The organism is Orrella sp. 11846 (genome assembly GCF_048820935.1).
In the GTDB taxonomy this organism is placed as follows: domain Bacteria; phylum Pseudomonadota; class Gammaproteobacteria; order Burkholderiales; family Burkholderiaceae_B; genus Algicoccus.
The window spans coordinates 63919-84830 of record NZ_JBMERD010000011.1; the positions used below are offsets into that span (position 1 = coordinate 63919).

20 protein-coding genes are annotated in these 20912 nt (G+C 49.3%); 5 read left to right on the forward strand and 15 right to left on the reverse strand.

Features of this window, described 5'->3' with window-relative positions:
• Position 1 precedes the first annotated feature (1 nt).
• From ACOI06_RS10310 to ACOI06_RS10325, 4 genes are read right to left on the reverse strand one after another with little or no spacing between them, the layout of a single operon-like run.
• Complete coding sequence (locus tag ACOI06_RS10310; RefSeq protein WP_420662492.1) at positions 2–580, reverse strand: hypothetical protein; 579 nt, start codon at positions 578–580, stop codon at positions 2–4.
• Positions 577–1713, reverse strand: a complete 1137-nt coding sequence (locus ACOI06_RS10315; RefSeq protein WP_420662493.1) for a deoxyguanosinetriphosphate triphosphohydrolase — start codon at positions 1711–1713, stop codon at positions 577–579. The genes ACOI06_RS10310 and ACOI06_RS10315 overlap by 4 nt, the downstream gene beginning before the upstream one ends.
• A gap of 14 nt (positions 1714–1727) precedes the next feature.
• Positions 1728–2813, reverse strand: coding sequence for a 3-dehydroquinate synthase (gene aroB, locus ACOI06_RS10320; RefSeq protein ID WP_420662494.1), 1086 nt, complete (start codon positions 2811–2813; stop codon positions 1728–1730).
• The gene (locus tag ACOI06_RS10325) at positions 2801–3343 is read right to left on the reverse strand and encodes a shikimate kinase (protein WP_420662495.1); all 543 of its coding nucleotides are present in this window, start codon (positions 3341–3343) and stop codon (positions 2801–2803) included. The genes aroB and ACOI06_RS10325 overlap by 13 nt, the downstream gene beginning before the upstream one ends.
• Positions 3344–3392: 49 nt before the next feature.
• Between ACOI06_RS10325 and ACOI06_RS10330 the strand changes: the two genes are divergently transcribed.
• Complete coding sequence (locus ACOI06_RS10330; RefSeq protein ID WP_420662496.1) at positions 3393–5828, forward strand: penicillin-binding protein 1A; 2436 nt, start codon at positions 3393–3395, stop codon at positions 5826–5828.
• 6 nt (positions 5829–5834) lie between these two features.
• On the opposite strand, the gene cyaY is transcribed toward ACOI06_RS10330, so the two are convergent.
• Positions 5835–6170 carry an iron donor protein CyaY gene (gene cyaY / locus ACOI06_RS10335; protein ID WP_420662497.1) on the reverse strand — a complete coding sequence of 112 codons (336 nt, stop codon included), beginning with the start codon at positions 6168–6170 and terminating at the stop codon, positions 5835–5837.
• A 32-nt stretch (positions 6171–6202) separates the two neighbouring features.
• Between cyaY and lptM the strand changes: the two genes are divergently transcribed.
• Both lptM and lysA read left to right on the forward strand, forming a co-directional pair.
• Complete coding sequence (gene lptM, locus ACOI06_RS10340; protein ID WP_420662498.1) at positions 6203–6439, forward strand: LPS translocon maturation chaperone LptM; 237 nt, start codon at positions 6203–6205, stop codon at positions 6437–6439.
• Positions 6440–6461: 22 nt separating this feature from the next.
• Entirely contained in the window at positions 6462–7766 is a 1305-nt protein-coding gene (gene lysA, locus ACOI06_RS10345; RefSeq protein WP_420662499.1) for a diaminopimelate decarboxylase, read from the forward strand.
• An 80-nt stretch (positions 7767–7846) separates the two neighbouring features.
• Here the strand turns inward: lysA and ACOI06_RS10350 are convergent, their stop codons facing one another.
• The 4 genes from ACOI06_RS10350 to ACOI06_RS10365 all read right to left on the reverse strand — a co-directional run bounded on the left by ACOI06_RS10350 (position 7847) and on the right by ACOI06_RS10365 (position 13387).
• Positions 7847–9058 carry an MFS transporter gene (locus ACOI06_RS10350; protein WP_420662500.1) on the reverse strand — a complete coding sequence of 404 codons (1212 nt, stop codon included), beginning with the start codon at positions 9056–9058 and terminating at the stop codon, positions 7847–7849.
• Positions 9059–9127: 69 nt separating this feature from the next.
• The gene (gene ccsB / locus ACOI06_RS10355) at positions 9128–10462 is read right to left on the reverse strand and encodes a c-type cytochrome biogenesis protein CcsB (protein ID WP_420662502.1); all 1335 of its coding nucleotides are present in this window, start codon (positions 10460–10462) and stop codon (positions 9128–9130) included.
• Positions 10463–10464: 2 nt separating this feature from the next.
• Complete coding sequence (locus ACOI06_RS10360; RefSeq protein ID WP_420662540.1) at positions 10465–12456, reverse strand: cytochrome c biogenesis protein ResB; 1992 nt, start codon at positions 12454–12456, stop codon at positions 10465–10467.
• A gap of 220 nt (positions 12457–12676) precedes the next feature.
• Positions 12677–13387, reverse strand: coding sequence for a c-type cytochrome (locus ACOI06_RS10365; RefSeq protein ID WP_420662503.1), 711 nt, complete (start codon positions 13385–13387; stop codon positions 12677–12679).
• Between the two features lie 84 nt (positions 13388–13471).
• On the opposite strand from ACOI06_RS10365, the gene yihA reads away from it, so the two are divergent.
• Entirely contained in the window at positions 13472–14095 is a 624-nt protein-coding gene (yihA, locus tag ACOI06_RS10370; protein ID WP_420662504.1) for a ribosome biogenesis GTP-binding protein YihA/YsxC, read from the forward strand.
• Entirely contained in the window at positions 14092–15114 is a 1023-nt protein-coding gene (hemB, locus tag ACOI06_RS10375) for a porphobilinogen synthase (protein WP_420662505.1), read from the forward strand. Before yihA ends, hemB begins: the two co-directional genes overlap by 4 nt.
• An 11-nt stretch (positions 15115–15125) precedes the next feature.
• On the opposite strand, the gene ACOI06_RS10380 is transcribed toward hemB, so the two are convergent.
• The 6 genes from ACOI06_RS10380 to rplQ form a co-directional block, all read right to left on the reverse strand.
• Positions 15126–16337: an MFS transporter gene (locus ACOI06_RS10380; protein WP_420662506.1), complete on the reverse strand. Its 1212-nt coding sequence runs from the start codon at positions 16335–16337 to the stop codon at positions 15126–15128.
• On the reverse strand, positions 16334–17524 hold the full coding sequence (locus ACOI06_RS10385) for an MFS transporter (RefSeq protein ID WP_420662507.1): 1191 nt from the start codon (positions 17522–17524) through the stop codon (positions 16334–16336). The genes ACOI06_RS10380 and ACOI06_RS10385 overlap by 4 nt, the downstream gene beginning before the upstream one ends.
• 9 nt (positions 17525–17533) lie before the next feature.
• Positions 17534–19456, reverse strand: coding sequence for a protein-disulfide reductase DsbD (gene dsbD, locus ACOI06_RS10390; RefSeq protein ID WP_420662508.1), 1923 nt, complete (start codon positions 19454–19456; stop codon positions 17534–17536).
• An 11-nt stretch (positions 19457–19467) separates the two neighbouring features.
• Complete coding sequence (gene cutA / locus ACOI06_RS10395) at positions 19468–19788, reverse strand: divalent-cation tolerance protein CutA (protein ID WP_420662509.1); 321 nt, start codon at positions 19786–19788, stop codon at positions 19468–19470.
• A 149-nt stretch (positions 19789–19937) separates the two neighbouring features.
• Positions 19938–20261, reverse strand: a complete 324-nt coding sequence (locus ACOI06_RS10400; protein ID WP_420662510.1) for a DMT family transporter — start codon at positions 20259–20261, stop codon at positions 19938–19940.
• Between the two features lie 267 nt (positions 20262–20528).
• Complete coding sequence (gene rplQ / locus ACOI06_RS10405) at positions 20529–20912, reverse strand: 50S ribosomal protein L17 (RefSeq protein ID WP_420662511.1); 384 nt, start codon at positions 20910–20912, stop codon at positions 20529–20531.

Here is a 20912-nt window from a genome sequence, read left to right on the forward strand (position 1 = left end):
TTTAGTGAATACCCGCGGAGCGCAATTCCACTGCAGCGCGCGCTTTGCAATCAGCACTTTCCTTTAAAGGTAGTTCTGACAAGCAAGTGCGTGCATCTGGCAACTGATTCACTTTCAAGGTCTGATCTGAAGCTACTCCAGGGATAGCTTGACCATTCCAGCTCGCCCAGCTGACGTTGATGCTGTCTGCACGACTGCAAATACCATCCATTTGCTCGTCGCACACTTTAACAGCTGCACGCAATGCTTGCTCGGCACTCTGGTATCCACACACAATGGCGCTGCCACGGTTGATACCGCCTTTTTCAACCGTGCCTTCCAGACCCATAAAATTAGCCACCCAACCCGATTCGCAAGTGGTTTGCGCATTCGTCGGTGCGGACTGACTGGCAGGCTGTGTCAACAATGCCAGTGAACAACGTCCACCTTTCGCAAAAGGCTCGCATGATTCAACGATATACATTTTGAGGCCTTTATCCGTGCTGACAGCCGCTGTCTGAGCGGCTGAAGGCAAGACCACACCAAAAGACAACGCACCGGCGACAACCACGGATCCCAACATAGCGGACTTAAAGTTCATACTTTTTCCTCAATCGAAAATAAACGGCGATGTTCCAACATGGCATAGCGATCTGTCATGCCTGCAATGTAATCTGCGATGGCCCGCGCTTGCTGATTGGATCCTTGTCTACGGTAGTCTGTAGACAATAAACCCGGCTCTTCATAAAACGCGGTAAACAACTCGCGTACCACTCGTCTGGCTTTATTCGTCATTCGTGAAACCTTGTAATGACGATAAAGATAGTTTAGCAAATGCGACTTAAGTGTCTGTGCTTTTTGATGAATTTCTTCAGAAAATACCACGATGGGTGGGCAGTTCCGAACATCATCTACGCTACGCGGTTTGAGACGTTCCAGATTCGCACGCGTCGTTTGAGTCACATCCAAAATCAACGTATTAATCATTTGACGAATCGTTTCTGAAGCCAGGCGACGACGATCCAGTTGCGGCCATTGCTGAGCAACGTGCTCGTAATGTTCACGAAAAATAGTCACTTCCAGCATTTGATCCAATGTGAGTAAGCCGGAACGTAATCCATCTTCAATGTCGTGATTGTTATACGCAATTTCATCCGCCAAGTTTGCCAGCTGCGCTTCTAAAGAAGGTTGCGTGCGATCAATAAAACGTTGTCCCAACTCGCCCAGCCCACGGGCATTTGAAAGTGAACAGTGTTTAAGAATGCCTTCACGCGTCTCAAAACACAGATTTAAACCACTAAACCCGGGATAGCGTTGCTCCAATTCATCGACGACTCGCAAGCTTTGAAAGTTGTGCTCAAACCCCCCGGCATCTGGCGCAAAATGCCGCATACACGCACTGAGTTCATCCTGTCCGGCGTGCCCAAAAGGCGTATGGCCAAGATCATGCGCGAGCGAAATAGCTTCTGTCAGATCTTCATCCAAGCCCAAACTACGTGCTACGGTGCGTGCAATCTGCGCAACTTCCAACGAGTGTGTCAGGCGTGTGCGAAACCAATCACCTTCGTGATTCACAAAAACCTGGGTTTTGTATTGCAAGCGTCGAAACGCCTTGGCGTGGATAATCCGATCGCGATCTCTTTGAAATTCAGATCGCTCACCGGGTCCAGGTTCTACATAACGACGACCGCGCGATTGATCCGGATGGCTGGCATAGACAGCACGCTTAGGCATGACACTCCCAATACTTAATCAGACTCACAACAAACCGCGAGCACTTCACGTACGGCTGTCTCTGGAGCAGCTCGCACAATCGCCTCACCAATTCGAGGCATAAGCACAAACTGAATTTCTCCAGCTTGCGCTTTTTTATCACCACGCATCAGATCAAACCAATGATCAGCCCCCCCTAATGCTGGGGCACGCACAGGACATCCAATGGCACCCACCAGCGCACGTACACGCTCAACCTGCGCCATTTCTAGTCCACAAACACGGTGCGACAATTCAGCCGCCATAATGAGCCCACAGCCAACCGCTTCACCATGTAACCACTGACCGTAACCCAGTCCCGCTTCAATTGCATGGCCAAATGTATGGCCTAAATTCAGAATTGCCCGCAAACCAGATTCACGTTCATCGGCGCCAACAACTTGAGCCTTAAACTGGCAAGAGCGCTCAATCGCCTGAGACAAATATTCAGGATCCCGATTCATCAATGCTTGTGCATTGGCTTCGCACCACGCAAAAAACGGCTCATCCAAAATCAAACCGTATTTGATCACCTCAGCCAATCCGGCACTGATCTCACGTTGTGGCAAGGTCTGCAATACGTTGGTATCAATTTCAACCGCAATCGGTTGATGAAAAGCACCAATCATGTTTTTACCCAGCGGGTGGTTCACCGCTGTTTTACCGCCGACAGACGAATCCACTTGTGCCAGTAGCGTCGTTGGAATTTGTACAAAACGAATTCCCCGCATATAGATAGCAGCCGCAAACCCAGCCATATCGCCAATGACACCACCGCCTAAAGCCACAATGACCGCACGTCGGTCACGCTGCTTAGCCAATAAAGCATCCAAAATCTGTGACAAACTGTCAAAGCTCTTATGCGCTTCACCATCAGGCAAAGACACAAACTGCACTGGGCATGAAACAGCTTGCAAACTCTGACGCACCGTCTCGCCATACAGGGCATCAATCGTGGGGTTTGTAACCACGATGACGGCACTGGCATTGTCCGGAATACTACGAGCAATCGAACCTAATGCACCTGCTTCGATATGGATGGGATAATCGCCCGACGGCGTTTGAACAATTACGGATTGCATGATTGTTTTTGAGACTCTCTAATTTTTTCCGCTAAACGACGCGCCACTGTCGAGACGGACTTTCCATTGGTTTCCATCACAATGTCAGCAATTTCTTCATAAAATGCTGCACGTTCCTGCATCAATTGATGTAATCTGGCTTTAGGATCTTTCGTTGCCAGCAAAGGTCGATTACGATCTCGTTTGGTACGGCGATACAATTCATCGACAGACGCTTTAAGATAGACCACCAGACCGTTGGTCTGAAGGATTTCACGGTTAACGGCTTGTGTCACAGCTCCGCCGCCCGTTGCCAATACGATTCCTTGACGCTGGGATAAGTCTTCTAGCGTTTGTGTTTCACGCTTACGGAACCCTTCTTCACCTTCGATCTCAAAGATGACTGGTATTCTGACACCACACCGAGTTTCAATCTCCTGGTCTAGGTCAATAAATGGACGCCCAAGCATACGCGCCACAACTTTACCGATTGTGGATTTGCCTGAGCCCATCATGCCCACGAGATAAATAGATGAAAGCTTCTGATTCATGGCCTCATTATCCCACTGGAGCGCCGTGAACGCGTAAAATTATGAACCTATGAAGAAAAGTAACTCTCAATCACGCGCATCGCGCTCTGAATCCGCCGGCACACAAAGTCCCTGGTTCGTCCGGTTTGTGCTGAAATTCCTCGTCTTTTGCGCGGGTCTGGCGGCCAGTGCGGCGCTGCTAATGGTAATTGCTTTGTCGATTGCCTGGCCAAACCTGCCTGATTTGGCGGCCATGACCGACTATAAACCGCGCGTTCCTTTACGGGTCTATACCGCTGACAAAGTGATGATCGGTGAGTTTGGTGAGGAAAGACGTAACGTCTTACGTTTTAACGAATTTCCAGACGTGCTGAAGTCTGCCATTCTGGCTGCTGAAGATGATCGCTTCTACGAGCACGGCGGTATTGACTGGTTGGGTGTCGCGCGTGCCGGGCTTGCGAACGTCGCTGCGATGTCTAAGTCTCAGGGCGCCAGTACGATCACGATGCAGGTGGCTCGTAACTTTTACCTTTCTTCTGAAAAAACCTATACCCGTAAATTCTACGAGTTACTGCTGACGTACAAAATTGAATCCAGCCTAACAAAAGATCAGATTCTGGAGCTTTACCTCAACCAAATCTTTTTGGGACGACGCGCTTACGGCTTTGCAGCAGCTGCTCGAACCTATTTTGGTAAGGAAGTCAACGATCTCACTCCAGCCCAAGCTGCGATGCTAGCTGGTATCCCAAAAGCACCCTCCCGCTACAACCCAGTTTCTAACATGAGCCGTGCCGTTGCACGTCAACACTACGTGCTTGGCCGCATGCACTCCTTAGGTTATCTGACGGATTCCGAGTACGAAGCAGCTCTGAAAGAACCTATCGTGCTGCAGTCGGGCAACACCAGTGGTTCAGCTGCCAATGGTTACGCCAACCTGCACGGTGAATACGCTGCGGAGTTGGCCCGCTTATTGATGTTCTCTCTCTACGGTGATGACGTTTATTCTCGAGGCTTGAACGTCTACACCACGATTCGTTCAGACGACCAAGAATGGGCTTGGCAATCTTTACGAGAAGGTGTGTTGGGTTATACACGCCGTGCTGTCTATCCCGGCCCGATCGGACAAGTCAATCTACCGGATGGTTTAGAGAACAATCCCGAGAAGTTTGATGAGTTCATGGATCAGGTTCTGGAACAATATCCAGATGTCAGTGGATTCCAGACAGCAGTCGTTTTACAGGCCAGCCCCACATCCGTGACTGTCGCCAAAAGTTCGCACGACATTATCACCATTGATGACAAAAAACTAATCGGCGTGATTGCACGCTCCTTAAACGCCAAAAACAAAGGGCAACCACAGATTGTGCGTGGTTCTGTTGTCACCATCAACAAAATGCCTGATGGTGCTTGGGAAATCCTCAACTTGCCTGAAGTTCAGGGTGCTTTTGTTTCCATGCGACCCCAAGATGGTGCGATTCAATCTATGGTCGGTGGGTTCGACTTTTATCAGGGACACTTTAACCGCGTCACACAAGCTTGGCGTCAGCCCGGTTCTGCGTTTAAACCGTTTATCTATGCGGCAGCCCTTGAGCGTGGTCTAACCCCAGCAACCGAAATCTCGGATCAACCCTTTGAACTCACTGCCGCACAAACTGGTTCAAACCGAGGCTGGAAACCCCGTAACTACGGAAACGCTTACGACGTCTCCCTCACCATGCGTCAAGCATTGGCCAAATCTCGCAACATGGTTTCGATCCGCATCCTGCAAGCCATTAGTCCGCAGTATGCGCAGGAATACATCACCCGATTTGGATTTGAAGCAGAAAAACACCCACCCTATTTGCCGATGGCGCTTGGTTCGGGTGCGGTTTCACCGCTTCAACTGGCCGCCGGATTCGCTGTCTTTGCCAATGGTGGCTACCGCGTCGATCCCTATCTGATTGATTACGTCACCGATGCGGAGGGACAGGTTCTAATGCGCGCTGATCCAACCGTCGCTGGCGATGCTGCCGCACGCGTCATTGATCCCAGAACAGCCTATGTCATGGATGATTTGCTGCGCGGTGTGGCACAGTACGGGACAGCTGCCAGAGCCAGTGCGACACTCAAACGACGCGATATCGCTGGAAAAACCGGCACCACCAACAATGCGGTTGATGCCTGGTTCGCGGGTTACACCCCACATCTGGTTGGCGTCGCCTGGCTAGGCTTTGATCAGCCTAAGTCTCTGGGTAGCCGAGAAACCGGCGGTGGTGTTTCACTCCCCATCTGGATGGGCTACATGGAACACGCTTTGCAACGTTATCCTGAAGAACCCCGTCCTGCGCCACCTAGCGGTTTAATCGTTCAGGGTCAGAACATGTATTTTTCAGAGTACCCACCTGAAGAATCTGTGACTCGTCTCGGATTGGATGCTAAGAAAGATTCGATCGATGATCTGCTGGAGTCTTTAGGCGTCACGGAACAAAGTGTGAACTTTATTCCGGCTGAAGAACTAACAGATTGATTCGGATCAACCGTTCAAGGTAAACACAATCGGATGCCCAGTGGCATCCGAGAAGATTGCCGACAATGCAGCTTCCAAATCAGGACCACCGCGGCTATCGATCCAGCGCTCAGCTTCCAGACGATAATGGAATCCACCGCTGGGTGCCGCAACCCAAAGCTCACGCATAGGTGTTTGGCTATTAATGACCACGGGTGTTTTATTATCGAACAGGAGATTGAGCACATTGGCCTCACGATGGGCGTCAACATCCACATTTAGACGTTCGTACCAATCATCGGACATATTCTCAATCACATCCAGAATATCGCTGATGATGTTTTCAAATTCAGTTTCAGTCATAATTTGTTCCTGTAAATCTCAATGGAGCTCTCGTGTCTAAATCACCAAGCCCTTCAACGTTGAATACAATTCTACTTGCTGCTACCGCTTTATTGACGGTAAGCCTGCTCAATGGCTGTGGTTACAAAGGACCACTCTATTTACCACCGCCACCAGACACGCTGGAAACTGACGCTCCCACGGTCTCAACCGACACACTCGGTCAGCAGCCTATAACAACAGGCTTCGAAAGTGAACGCGTCGAACACGTTCCTATCAAAATTGAATAACCTTTAAGCTCGATTGTCCAATATGTCCCCACAAAACGCTCCGTCTACACCGCCGACCCCTGCTGGTCAGCCATTTTTTCATTTTGATCAGAATCGTCTCTTTGTCGAGTCTATCGAGCTTGAAACGCTTGCCAAACAGTATGGCACGCCGCTTTATGTCTATTCACGAGCCGCGATTGAACATGCCTGGCAGTCTTACGCACGCGCCATCGAATCACGCAAAGCCTTAATCTGCTATGGCATGAAAGCCAATTCAAACCTAGCCATTTTGCAGCTTTTTGCCAAACTGGGTAGTGGCTTTGATATTGTTTCCGGTGGCGAGCTCGCCAGAGTATTGAAAGCAGGCGGCGATCCCTCAAAAGTCGTATTTTCAGGGGTTGGCAAACAAATCTGGGAAATGGAAGCCGCCCTCAAGGCGGGTGTGAAATGCTTCAATGTTGAATCCGTGGCTGAACTTAAACAGCTTTCTGAGGTTGCAACACGGTTAAATATCGTGGCACCTGTGTCATTACGCGTGAATCCGGATGTCGATCCACACACCCACCCTTACATTTCGACCGGACTCAAAGAAAACAAATTTGGCATTGCCATTGAAGAGGCTGTGCAAACGTATCAATACGCCTCAGAGCTCCCCAACCTAAACATCACTGGACTCGACTGCCATATTGGTTCGCAAATCACTGAAATTTCTCCCTATCTAGATGCGCTGGATAAACTGATCATTCTCATCAAAGCATTGAGCACGCAAGGTATCACGCTGCAGCATCTAGACATTGGGGGTGGCTTAGGTATTCGCTATCACGATGAAACACCGATAGACCCCGCAGATCTGATTAATACCGTCTTTGAACGTCTGACATCAAACGGACTGGGTGATCTTGAGTTGGTGATGGAGCCTGGTCGCTCATTAGTCGGCAATGCCGGGGTGCTCCTGACGCAAGTGATTTTCTTGAAGCCCGCTGAACAGCGCTCATTTGCCATTGTCGATGCGGCGATGAATGACTTGATGCGCCCAGCATTGTACGAAGCATGGCATGGTGTACTGCCTTTAAAACTCAACACGGGTGCTAAAGCACAGACTTGGGATGTGGTTGGGCCCATTTGCGAAAGCGCAGATTGGCTAGCCAAAGAACGAACGTTGGCCATCGAGCAGAACGACTACCTAGTCATCGAATCTACCGGTGCCTATAGCTTTGTGATGTCGGGGCAATACAACTCACGTACGCGCGCTGCTGAGATTCTGGTGGATGGTGATCAAGTGACGGTGATCCGTGAACGTGAAACGTTCGATGATCTCATTCGTGGTGAAAATCTGTTGGATCTCTGATCAAAACCTTGCGACCGTCTCCATTCAAAACGACGGTCGCAACTACCAACACGACCAAATCGTTTATTTCACACAGTCATTTATTTCACACCTAGCCATGCCTGACGATAGCGGCGACTCCAGAGCAACAAAACCGTTCCAATCATTGGGATAAACAACAAAGCATAGCTCACACCATAGCTACCAAAAACAGTGGCGGCCACACCGAACAAAGGCGGTCCAAACAACACGCCCATAAAGGTGAAGCCTAACGACCCACCCGTAGCCATCCCAGCCTTCCCTGGTGGCGCTTGACGGGCCACCTCAGCCAAATAGACACCATTCCAGCCAATTGCTGTTGAGCCGATCACAATAAGAATCAAATAGAGCAGCCAGTGCACTGAATTTTCAGTTAGTAAGGCCAAGCCGATTGCGGCACTACCCAACAAGACGCCCACCACAATTAGCATCGCACCCGCACCAAACCATTTATCAGCGAGCCAGCCCCACAAAATCCGGCCACCGACACCGGCTGCTTGAGCAACCGTTAGCGCCACACCGGCTGCAATCAACGTCCAACCTAAATCCTCATATAAAAACGTTACGAGATAAGTCGTCACAGACAACTGGCAGACAGAGAATAAAAATGAGACAAACGCCAAAATACGAAGATTTTTGACAGAAACCACAAGACGCACCGGATCAATCAGGCTACGACGCAAAGACATTCTGGATTCAGGCGAACGGTCATCATCCAACTGACGGCGCAATGGACTCACCAACAGCAGCGTGGCCACGCACATGACCGCAACCACCACAAAAGCCATTTGCCAACCAATCACGACTTCGAGACTGGGCACAATCATGCCCGCCATCATGCCGCCCACTGGCACACCGGTTTGTTTGATAGAAAACACCAAAGCCAGACGCTGGGGGGGAGTCGTTTTAATTAAAAGGTGAGAACTGGCGGGTGTGACAGGACCATAACCAAGTCCGATAAACAAGGCACCCAGTGCAATTGCCCACATATTAGGAATCGCGCACAGCAGCAGCCCCACCGTGGTAAATCCCAGACAAATCTGGCTCACCCGCAAAGCACCTAGGCGAGTCACATAAGGTCCACCCATAATGCTGGAGGTCATTGCCGCCACGTAAACAAGCGCCACATAGGCACCCACATAGGCCGCTGAAGTGCCTGTCGATTGCGCCACAACAGGTGCTACAACAGGGAGTGTGATCAAAGCCATGGCCACGAGAGCCTGAATGGTCAGCGTCGCAAAAAGTATTAAACCCGGGTATGGTTTCTTGCTCACAGGAGTCGGAGTCCATCGCTTAGTTAAAGAATGACAGCGAGGCTCTCCAACTCAGTCTGTCGACTCAGATTAAAGCTCGCCGTAGGAATGCAAACCTGACAGGAACATGTTGACCCCAAGAAATGCAAATCCGGTAATCAACAAGCCCACCAATGCCCAGTAAGCAGCCATCGTGCCTCGTAATCCTTTCATCAGTCGCAAATGCAACCATGCCGCGTAGTTTAACCAGACGATTAGCGCCCAGGTTTCTTTCGGATCCCATTGCCAGTAAGCACCCCAAGCATCTGCCGCCCAAAGCGCACCCAGCACGGTTGCAACCGTAAAGAATGCAAATCCAATCGCGATGGCACGATACATAATATCGTCAAGAACTTCTAAAGAAGGCAACTGACGAGCGATCGGTGCACGAAACGCGAGAATCAACCCCACCAAGACCATGCCTACGCCAAAGTAAATCATCCAAGTCGCAGAAAGCTCACTTGTACGAAACACCATGGGCTCAACGGCCAACAGCACCCCTAAAATGAACAAAGGCAACAATTTAAGCCAAGAACGCGTTTGTGCGTTTTGCTTCACAAGATACGCAAACCCGACCATGGCTGCCAACGAAAAAGTGCCATAGCCGATAAAGTTTGCAGGGACATGCAGCTTCATCCACCAACTCTTGAGTGCTGGCACCAGCGGCTGGATTTCATGGGCACCCCGAGAAATGGAATACCACATCAAAAACACAACCGTAGAGCTCACCACAAGCATCACAAATCCACCGAGTGAACGGGTGTTGTAACGCTTTTCGTAATAGAGATAAAACAAGGCTGTGATGAGTGCAAACAAGACGAAGACTTCGTACAGATTGCTCACAGGGATGTGCCCCAAATCCGATCCCATCAAGTGGCCTTCATACCAGCGCACAAGCAATCCGACCACACCTGCGTAGACACCGACCCAAGTTAGCGTCGTACCAAGCCAAGCGGCTGTCGGACTAAACAAACCAATCCAGTAACAAATTGTGGCCAGCAAAAACAGCACACACATCCACAGAATCGCTGATTGTGAAGACAGCAGGTATTGCAACCAAAACACCTGTTCCGACCGTGCGTTATCGCCTTGATACAACGATATAGCCACCAGTGCGAGTGCACCACTAATCACCATTAACCAGCGCAGCGGACGCCAAAGCCATCCCATCCAGACCAGCATAGGCACCGTAGCAATCAGAATGCCTTTTTCATAGACATCCATAGATTGTGCATATTCAGTCAACGCATACCAAGCACCAACTGACAACAAGATAAAAAATAGAAGATCTGTCCAGTCAGCACGGCCACGCAACATACGACCATCACCCGATTCCACCAGATCTTTCCAGGCGGTGTCTTCCATCACGGCTGAATTTTGTGACATGTTCAAATCTCCTTTTGATTCAAACGACTCATCGCTTGCTTGAATCGCTCAAACTCACGATTGAAATCTAACGTTCTTTTTTGGGATGTCATGGCCGCCAAAATCTTTGTGTCTGATTGGCCTTCGTCTTGACTCAGCCAGACCCAGATACGGCGGTCTCTGACATAAAACATGGCAAACACGCCCAAAATTAATAGTAAACATCCAATGTATACCGTGATCATGCCGGGCGCTCGTGAAACTTGAAAAACACTGGCTTGAACATGTTCAAACGACTTCATATTCACGAGCACCGGTGACGGATACATCGTCAAATCAGACAAGGCTCCCACTGCCAGTTGCGTCCACTGCACGCTTTCTGGTGTCGTCATATCGATGGGTTCAAGCCGCATTTGCTCACGAACTATCTCACGCAATGACGACATGGAAGATCCCAATAAACGGATCACCGCATCAACGGCTACTGGCAACTCCTCAGGCGAGACGCTTTGCTCTAAAAACTGCGACAACTGTTGCAAACCACCATTGGCAAACGTATCGAGTGTACGTTTTGCGGACGTTTCAAGGGCTTTTTGGTCGGGTCCTGCATTGGCATGTGCCTGTGCAAAGCGTTGCGCCGCAAAGAGTCGCAAAGCCGGATTGGCCAATGCGGATCTCAGCTCTAGGAATTCCTTCATGGAAAAATCATCATCGACCGGCAATCTTAAGAAGCTGAATTGTCCGCTACCGTCCGTATCAACACCCAATAGAAACACCGTAAGGTCTTCGAGTGTCACAGGCACCATGTAATTGTGAAACAGAATCGACTGGCCACTATTATCCGTGATCGTGTATTCCACGCTTGGACCAATATTGCGTAAATTCTTGTTGCGACTCAATCCTGCACTGCCAGTGACTTCAGCCACATGCTCCATCAAGGCTTTAGGTTGCGGCACACCCGAAGTCATATCTTCCACGTTGATGGGACGTAACGCGGTCACCTCTAAACGTAACTTTTGATTGTCGGTTGTGGTCAATTCCAATTGTTCGCCGATACGACGACGCGTGTCCAATGGTTTGTTACCCACGCCACTTAATGGATAAATGGCTAAATCGACTGTACTGCCACCATCATCAAAACTGGACTGATAAACCGTCACACCACGATAGCGTAAGGGCTCATTGACTTCAATCAGCTGTTCAAATGTTTCGTTCGTTTCCAGATCACGAACGATCACTTCACTCGCAAACCGACTAGGCATCCCAGTGGAGTAATAATCAACAATAAACTTTTTCAGCTCAATTTCAAACGGCAAGGGCTGTACCAGCGCCCCTTCATCTACGTTCACAATGGCGTTGGAACGACTGGCCCCTTCAGGAATCAGCAAATTACTACGAAAACTGGGGTTATCTACGGAGAGACGGCCAGACGCTGGTACATCTGACACCGACATGTTTTCTAGAATAGGGGTTTTTCCATAGAGCCAGACCTGCAATCGCACAGGCAGCTCACTATCTAGTAGCCCACCAATACAAATGATCACAATCGCAGCGTGCGCAAAAATATAACCTAGTCGATTGCCTGAACCTTTTTTGGCCGCAATCAGCACACCATTTTCTTCCCGCCGCTCTTTAAATCGATAGCCCTGACTTTTAAGCCATTTTTCGATATTCGTCTCACAGGAAGCGATGTCTTGCGACGTTTCCAACTCAAAACGATGTCGGAAGGCACGGAGTGATGAGCCACGCACATGCTCACGAAATGTGCGCATATCGCGCAGCATCTTGGGTGTGTTTCGAATCAGACAGATGGTGGTTGATACCACCAGAAATGCCATAATGACCAAGAACCAGGTACTGTTATAAATCGACCAAACATCGAATTTAGACAGAACCTCGTACCAGAACAGTCCAAACTGATCAATGTAAACAGTCTGCCCCATGTTTTGAGGCAATACCGTTCCCACCACGCTGGCGATACAAATGATCATCAGCAAGTAAATGGCAAACCGCATCGATCCCAGCAATTCAAAAAGGGACGACCACGTTAGTCGGCGTCGCGGGCGCACTGCACGTCGCGGCTTAGCGGAAGCTACATCTGTCACGCAAATAATCTCTTATCTGGAGTTGCAAAAATTCGGGGCACACGGATGCCCCGAATTTAGACCAGACCGATCGAAAAAGGTTCAGTAGACCTACTATAAGGTCAACTGAATCCTGTTATATGCGCTTAGATTAGCGCAATCCTGCCGCGTAATCTGAAACTGCTTTGATCTCAGCATCAGACAGGCGTGCAGCGATGTCGGTCATCATTTCATTGTTGTTGCGATAGCCTGCACGGAACAACTCAAGTTGCTGCTCCAAGTAAGATGCAAACTGACCACCTAAACGTGGGTACTCGCCAGGAATGCCAGCACCATTTGCCAAGTGACAGGCTGCACAGGCGGGCACATTCTTAGATGCAATCCCACCACGCCAGATTTGCTGTCCCTGACTAACCAGATCTTCATCGCTTGCAGATGAAGGGGATGTCAGAGGTTGTTCCGCCAGATACAACGAAACATTTTGCATATCTTCATCAGTCAAAGGCATGACCATGGCAGACATCACGGCAGGATTACCGCCTACACCTAAACGCAGAGCGACATCCGACCCGGCTTTGGGCTGGAATTCAGTCAACTGCTTATAAATGTACTCATGCGGCTGTGCAGCCAGATTCGGGTTTTCTGGCAACACACTGTTTCCAGCGGCGCCATGACAGCTCGAACAGGCCACGATGCCACGCGTCAGATCGCCTTCATTAAAAAGACGCTCACCCGCTTTCGCATCAGGCATTGCGGGACCTTTTGGTACATCGGCCGCATGAACGGCAGACACACTCATCAACAGCCCACTGGTTAACGTAACGCTGGCGATTTTTGCCGCCCAAGACAACACTAGCTTCATAATTTAGGACCTCGAAGGGATTCGGTACCTTTATCAAACCCGTGAATTATACAATAGGGAAATCAAGATACCGGAAGAATGACTGTGTCCATACTACATCGAGCTACATTTGCCATTTCAGCAGCACGTCTGGACCAACTGCCACCACCCGGCGCGCCAGAGGTCTGTTTTGTGGGTCGGTCCAATGTTGGCAAATCTAGTGCCATCAATGTTCTGACCAACCAACGCCGTCTGGCTTTCTCCAGCAAAACTCCAGGCCGCACCCGTTTAATCAACATGTTCTCATTACCAGACCCCTTAGATCAAGAGGGTAGCCTAGGATACCTTGTTGACCTGCCAGGCTATGGTTACGCTGCTGTTGACCGTAAAACACGGGAAGAGTGGGCAGACGTCTTAGGTGATTACCTAAGTCAACGCACCTCGCTCGCGGGTATTGTATTACTGATTGACATCCGACGTGGTGTCACAGAGCTTGACCTGCGATTGGCCAATTGGATCGCACCGACTGGCAAAGGCGTCTTGGTGCTACTGACCAAGGCCGATAAATTACCATTCGGTCAACGTAAGAACGCTGTTTTTGCAGTTCGTAAGCAACTTGCTGAGATTGGCGACCTCATCGCTGTGCCTTTTTCTGCCACTGCACGCCTTGGCATTGAAGAAGCCACACTTCATATTGAAAACTGGATTTCTCCCCAGAGGGTTTTATGACAAACTTTACTTTTCAGAATGCCGAGTTCCCCACTTACCGAGCTCGCAGACTACGTCGAGACGACTTCACGCGCCGTCTTGTGCGTGAACACACCCTAACTGTGAATGACTTCATTTATCCAGTGTTTGTGATTGAAGGATCGGGCATCGTCACACCCGTGCCGTCCATGCCAGGTGTCAACCGTTACTCCATTGATGAATTACTGAAAGTCGCCGGTGAATGTGTCACACTCGGTATTCCTGTGATTGCCTTGTTCCCAGTCATTGATGCATCGCTTAAAGATCCTGAAGGCCTAGAGTCAACCAACCCTCAAGGACTCATTCCACGTGCGATTCGTGCCATCAAGGATGCTTATCCCGATTTGGGTGTTCTGACCGATGTGGCCCTCGATCCATACACCAGCCATGGTCAGGACGGCGTTATCGACTCTGAAGGTTATGTGATCAACGACATCACTCTCGACATTCTGACACGTCAAGCGCATGCTCAAGCTGAAGCAGGCGTCGACATCGTCGCTCCTAGTGACATGATGGATGGGCGCGTTGGCTCGATACGCCAGATGCTGGAAACCAATCAATTCCATCACACACGCATCATGGCCTACTCGGCTAAATATGCCAGCGCATTCTACGGACCCTTTCGCGATGCCGTCGGCTCAGCCAGTAATCTGGGGCGCTCCGACAAAATGAGCTACCAAATGGATCCTGCCAATATTGATGAAGCCCTGCGCGAAGTGGCTTCCGATCTGCAGGAAGGTGCTGACATGGTGATGGTCAAACCCGGTATGCCGTATCTGGATGTCGTACGGCGCGTCAAAGATACCTTCCGTGTGCCAACCTTCGCCTATCAAGTCAGCGGTGAGTATGCAATGCTCAAAGCGGCAGCTGCCAATGGTTGGTTAGATCACGATCGAGTCGTGATGGAATCCCTGCTGGGCTTTAAGCGCGCCGGTGCAGACGGTATTCTGACCTACTTTGCGGTTGAAGCTGCACGACTTCTGCAAAAACAGCCTGCATAAGTCATTGCACTTTACTCTGTACTTTGCAGACGATGATGTTGTGCCAGTCGTTTTGCAAAGTACAGTGCCAAAACTGGCATCAGGACCGCACCCGCCAAAATAACCCACACCACACCAAAGTGATCCACTACAGTGCCGCCCAAGGACACACCGATCGCATGTCCAGCAAAGAGACACGATGCGAAGAGAGACACTGCCGTTCCACGCACTTTAGGCACCATCTGCGTCGCATTCGTTTGCAATACAGCGTGAACTAAATAGTAAGCAAATCCACAGCACAAGCTCGCAAAAATGGCACTCCACCAGATGGGACCGAGCACATACACGGCATAACCTAATCCTATCAGCCAACCACCTGCTCGAACCATACGCACTTCACCCAACGTACCAATCAACCATCTGGCCCGTGCGACATAAAGCAATGAGCCTATGCCAAACAGAGCCGTCACAAGGCCAGCTGCCATCGAGGTAATCTCATGGCGAAACTGCAGATAGGTGGGCACATAAGACATCACACCAAAAACTAGTGCGCCTTCCAGCAATACCACTAACAACATAATGCGCGCCCAAGGCACACGGACAACTTGTCTGATCGGTCCAATCAACTGAAAGCCACTTGAGCCTGGTGGTGATTCTGGAACTTTTTTACGGTTGACCAGTAACAATCCACCAATCAAAATGTAAACCGTGGACAACACCCAAAAACTCGCTCGCCATCCGAACCAATCGGTTAATGTTCCACCCACCACCAAACCCATATTGATACCCATAATGGTCCCAATCATGAATTTGGCTAACGTCGCTTGACGCTGCTCATAAGGGACATGATCTCCGATCCAGGCCATCGACAACGGAATAATCGCTGCTGCGGTTGCGCCAGATAGAAATCGTCCGAAAACTATCATTTCAAACTGTTCAGCGAACAAAATCAGAATATTGCCACCTGCACAAGCGAGTGTTGCCCATGCCAAGGTTTTGTATTTACCAAATCGATCGCCAACCGGGCCATACAAAAACTGCAACAATCCATAGGCTAGTGCAAAGACTTTCACCACGTCCGCAGCCTGACCCGTCGTGACAGAAAACTCTTGCGAGAGTACTGGTAAAGCGGGATCGAGAACCCTCTGCGCACTCGTACTCGCAAAGGCCGCTAGAGACAATAAGAAAATGGTTCGGGAGATTTGAGTCTGTTCAGAACGTTGTTCAGAGGCATCAACATTCATGATATGGTTGCCTCATTTTGTTGCTGACGTTCATGGCGCCCCAGTCGATGACTAAACCACAATCCTAGGATCGGTAACGCAATCACTGAGATACCGAGTAACGTTCTTAATCCGAAATAATCAACAATTTCTGACCCCAATACAATTCCAACTGCCTGTCCCAGAAACATAAAACACGCGAACATGGACACCCCGGTTGCTCTCACATGCTCTACCATCTGCGTGGCTCGTGTTTGAAGCACGGCATGTAAAAAATAATAGCCAAGACCACAGAACACACCCGCTGCCAAGGCCCAATGCCAAGAAGGACCATAGAGATAGAGTAGATAACTCAGAGCCAGAATCCAACCACCCGAACTCGACAGCAAACGTTCACCAAGTAAGCGAATCAACCAAGACGCATTAAAGACATACAGCAAGGCACCGCCCGCAAACAAGCCCGTCACAATCCCTGCCAAGGTGGGGGTAATGTCGTAGGTATATTGAAGATAAGCTGGCACATAAGCAACAGAACCAAAGACTAAGCCACCTTCTATGAAGACGGCCAACAACACAACTCTGGCCCACTTCGACCGGAAGACTTCCTTGATGGGTGCCACGAACTGAATGCGTTCAAATGAGGGGGGTGCTTCAACAACACGATGCCGTTGAGTAATCAACGTCAGACCCACCACCACATATAGGCCAGCTAAGAAGAACAAGCCACCTCGCCAGCCTGTGAGATCAGTAAAAAACCCACCAATCCACAATCCTGCAGTAATCCCGATGATATTGCCTAAGATAAAACGCGCCAGCGTTGCCTGACGCTTCTCGTAAGGTACGTGATCACCAATCCAAGCAAGCGCTAAAGGCACAATCGCCGCACTGGTCGCACCCGACAAAAACCGTCCTAACAACACAATCTCAAAAGTCGGCGCCAAGGCAACAACCAAACTACCCAAGCATGATGCCAACGTTGCCAGCGTAAGGACGCGAAACTTGCCATAACGGTCGCCTATCGGACCGTAGAAGAACTGCGCAATGCCATAAGCGAGCGCAAACCACATTACGACATCGCCCGCATGCCCAGTGGTCACATTAAATTCTTGTGACAATTGAGGAATTGCCGGATCAAGAATACGAAACGCGCTCGTACTCGCAAAAGCAGCCATGGCTAAAATTGCCACGACTCGTGTGGTTGGACTCATTACGCGCCCTTATGGATTTAACACTTCCTCCAGCGTTTGCTGAAAACGCTGTGCATTTTGAAAGCCGATCACTCTGGGTCGTTTCAATTCACGCCCATCAGCATCAAAAAATATAATCCCTGGCGGACCAAAAAGGTTGAATCGTCGCAACAATTCCCGATGTTGTCGTGTGTTATCTGTCACATCAGCCTGAATCAGACGAAACTTCTGCATTTCTACCTGCACTTCAGGTGATGTAAACGTCAACGCTTCCATTTCTTTACATGAGATGCACCAGTCTGCATAGAAATCTAGCAAGATGGGCTGCTTCGATTCTTGAAGCACACGATCTAATTCAGACACAGAATCAATTTTTTCAAATACTGGGTACAGGTCACTTTGACCGGCAACCGTACCAGCACCTGATGTCAGATGCCACAATGGACGAATTAATGACTGCCCACCACTACTGACACCTAAAAGCCAAATCAATCCAATGGCAGCGACAAACAATCCGAGTGTTTTCTTCAACGTGACCAGAAGGTAACGCAAACCTGAAATCGTATCCCTAGATGGTAAAGGCTCGAACACACCAAGCAATATGGCCGAGAAAAATGCCAAAAGCACCCAACCGACAATGATTACATGTACAGGCAGAACAGAATCCATCATCCACCATGCGGTGGCAATGAGCAACACACCAAAAAATGTTTTGACACCTTCCATCCACTGCCCTGCTTTGGGCAAGATGGAACCCGCTGAGATCCCAACAAGAATCAACGGCACACCCATTCCCCAGGACATTGCAAATAATGCGCCGCCACCCAGCAAGACATCGCCGGTATACGAGATGTATAACAATGCGCCCGCAAGGGGTGCTGCAACGCAAGGTCCCAAAATCAAGGCCGAAACAGCACCTGTAGCAGCAGCTACAGTGATCCGCCCGCCCGATAGTTTGGAAACTTTTTCAGTTAGTTTGGATTGAATCCCTGCTGGCATTTCAATCCGAACAATGTCAAACATCGCCAGACCAAAGATCGCCAACAGAATGGCAAACACACTTAACACCCAAGGCGTCTGTAACCAGGCGGCCAGACTTGCACCAGACATCCCAGCCAGGACACCTAAAAGCGTGTAGATAACTGACATCCCTGCAACGTAAGCGACGGACAATAAAAATCCGTCTCGACGCGAAATCGTTTCAGATTGACCGACAATCAACGCCGAAAGTACGGGTACCATGGGCAACACGCAGGGTGTAAAAGCTAACAAGAGACCAAGCGCAAAGAAAAGCAGCAACAACTGCCCAACACCTGCACTGACTAATGCATCCGCAATATCCGTATCGTCTGCACTTTGCCACAAGCTCCACCAAGATGCATCTGACGACTGATTTTCTGTGTTCTTATCTGCAGTTGTTTGCGAATCTGCCGCCAAAAAACTCGGTTGCGTATCCTCAAAAGGATCGACATATGGCCGTTGGCTGATGACAGCATAACCATCATCTGTCGGCTGCAACGTCACACGAGAAAGCATGGGAGGGTAGCAAATACCTGCTTTGGCACACCCCTGACTGGTCACATCGATCGCAAATGGGATTTTCTCAATGCCTTCTGGCCAAGCGGGTAGTGCAACGTCCACTGCAAATGCATCAAAATACAGATGCATGTCTTTGTCAAAGGTTGGATCGTAATCCACGATTGCAGCAGGCATCTCACCAAATGCAACTGGCCACGGTGTCTTTTGAGCTTCGATAGACAGCCGCTCCTGATACATGTAGTACCCATCAGCGATTTTGAACTGGATGACCAGTTCATCTGAATTGTTGACCTGAGCCTGAAATACAAAAGCTTTCTCGGGCGCCAGAAAATCTTGAGCACTTGCACCCGACATGAAGACGACAAAAAACAGCCCGAACAACAAGCGTGTAAATGAAACAAATATTTTGCGCATAGCCAACTTAATTAAGCCTTGGTGTTTTCTTTAACCCATTCGAGGTACGGGCTATAGCCGCCGATAACCGGCACTATCGTAATTTGAGGCACCACAAAAGGATGCAACTCAACCAAGCGAGCGACCACACGTTCAGATATTTCTGACGTTGTTTTGATGGTGATCGCGATTTCTTCTTCTGTTTCGAGCGCACCTTCCCAGCTATACATAGAAACAATCGGGGAGGACATTTGAACGCAAGCAGCAAGTTTTTCACTCACGAGCGCTTTTGCGATTTCAGTAAATTGCTCCGACGTGGAGACGGTCGTTAAAATCATCACGACTTCAGTCATTTAAACCCTCTTCACAAAGACATGTCTATCGCTATCTTAAGCGGTAACTTCGTTAACCGGACCTCTCTAAGGCAATCAAGATCGCAAAGAGTTCAGTTAATCAGACTTTATTTGCGCAAACGCAAAGCAGTAGCCTCTTCGACTCATCATCAGTGCGTAGGCGTAGAAGCCTGCATTAGAACAAGGCCACCAACAATCAGAGCAGCCGCGATAACACGAATTAAAGACAGATACTCACCCAAGACCACAATGCCCACAATAAACGCACCTACGGCACCTATACCAGTCCAAATCGTATAAGCCGTACCTAAAGGCAATGTTTTCATGGAAAGCGAAAGCAGGCCGAAACTAAACACCATCGCAACAATAGTGATGACCGAAGGCATGAGTCTGGTAAATCCTTCAGACTGCTTCATTGAAAATGCCCAAACGATTTCGAGAACACCTGCGATTAGAAGATATACCCAAGCCATGACCTAACTCCCCAAAAACAAGTCAGGTCGTCCTGAGATATATTAAAAAATTGAGGTCGTCCCCAATTTCGAGCTGTATCAACGCACTGAGAACAAACAAGTCGTACAGCAACTATGTTCGGATATTTTAACTCGACAATGCACACATCAAAAATCAAACGCTAATATGTTCCGTTTGACCAGATTTACGTGTAAGCCAGACATGCAAAAAGCGACCCGCAGGTCGCTTTTTTAGACAACTACAAACAAACCTTAATCGGCTTGTTCTTAGTCCTCTGCAGCATCATCAGTTTCTGGACGATCCACGAGTTCCATAAAGGCCATCGGGGCATTGTCACCTTGACGGTAACCCATCTTCAAGACACGTGAGTAACCACCGTTACGTGTTGCGTAACGAGGACCCAACACTTCAAACAATTTGGTCACTGCATCACGATCGCGCAAGCGTGCAAACGCAAGGCGACGGTTCGCGAGTGTAGGCTCTTTACCAAGCGTGATCAACGGCTCGATAATACGGCGCATTTCTTTCGCTTTTGGCAATGTAGTTTTAATAGCTTCGTGTGTGATCAAGGACACAGCCATGTTGCGGAACATGGCAATACGGTGGCTTGATGTGCGGTTTAACTTCCGCAGACCGTGACGATGACGCAT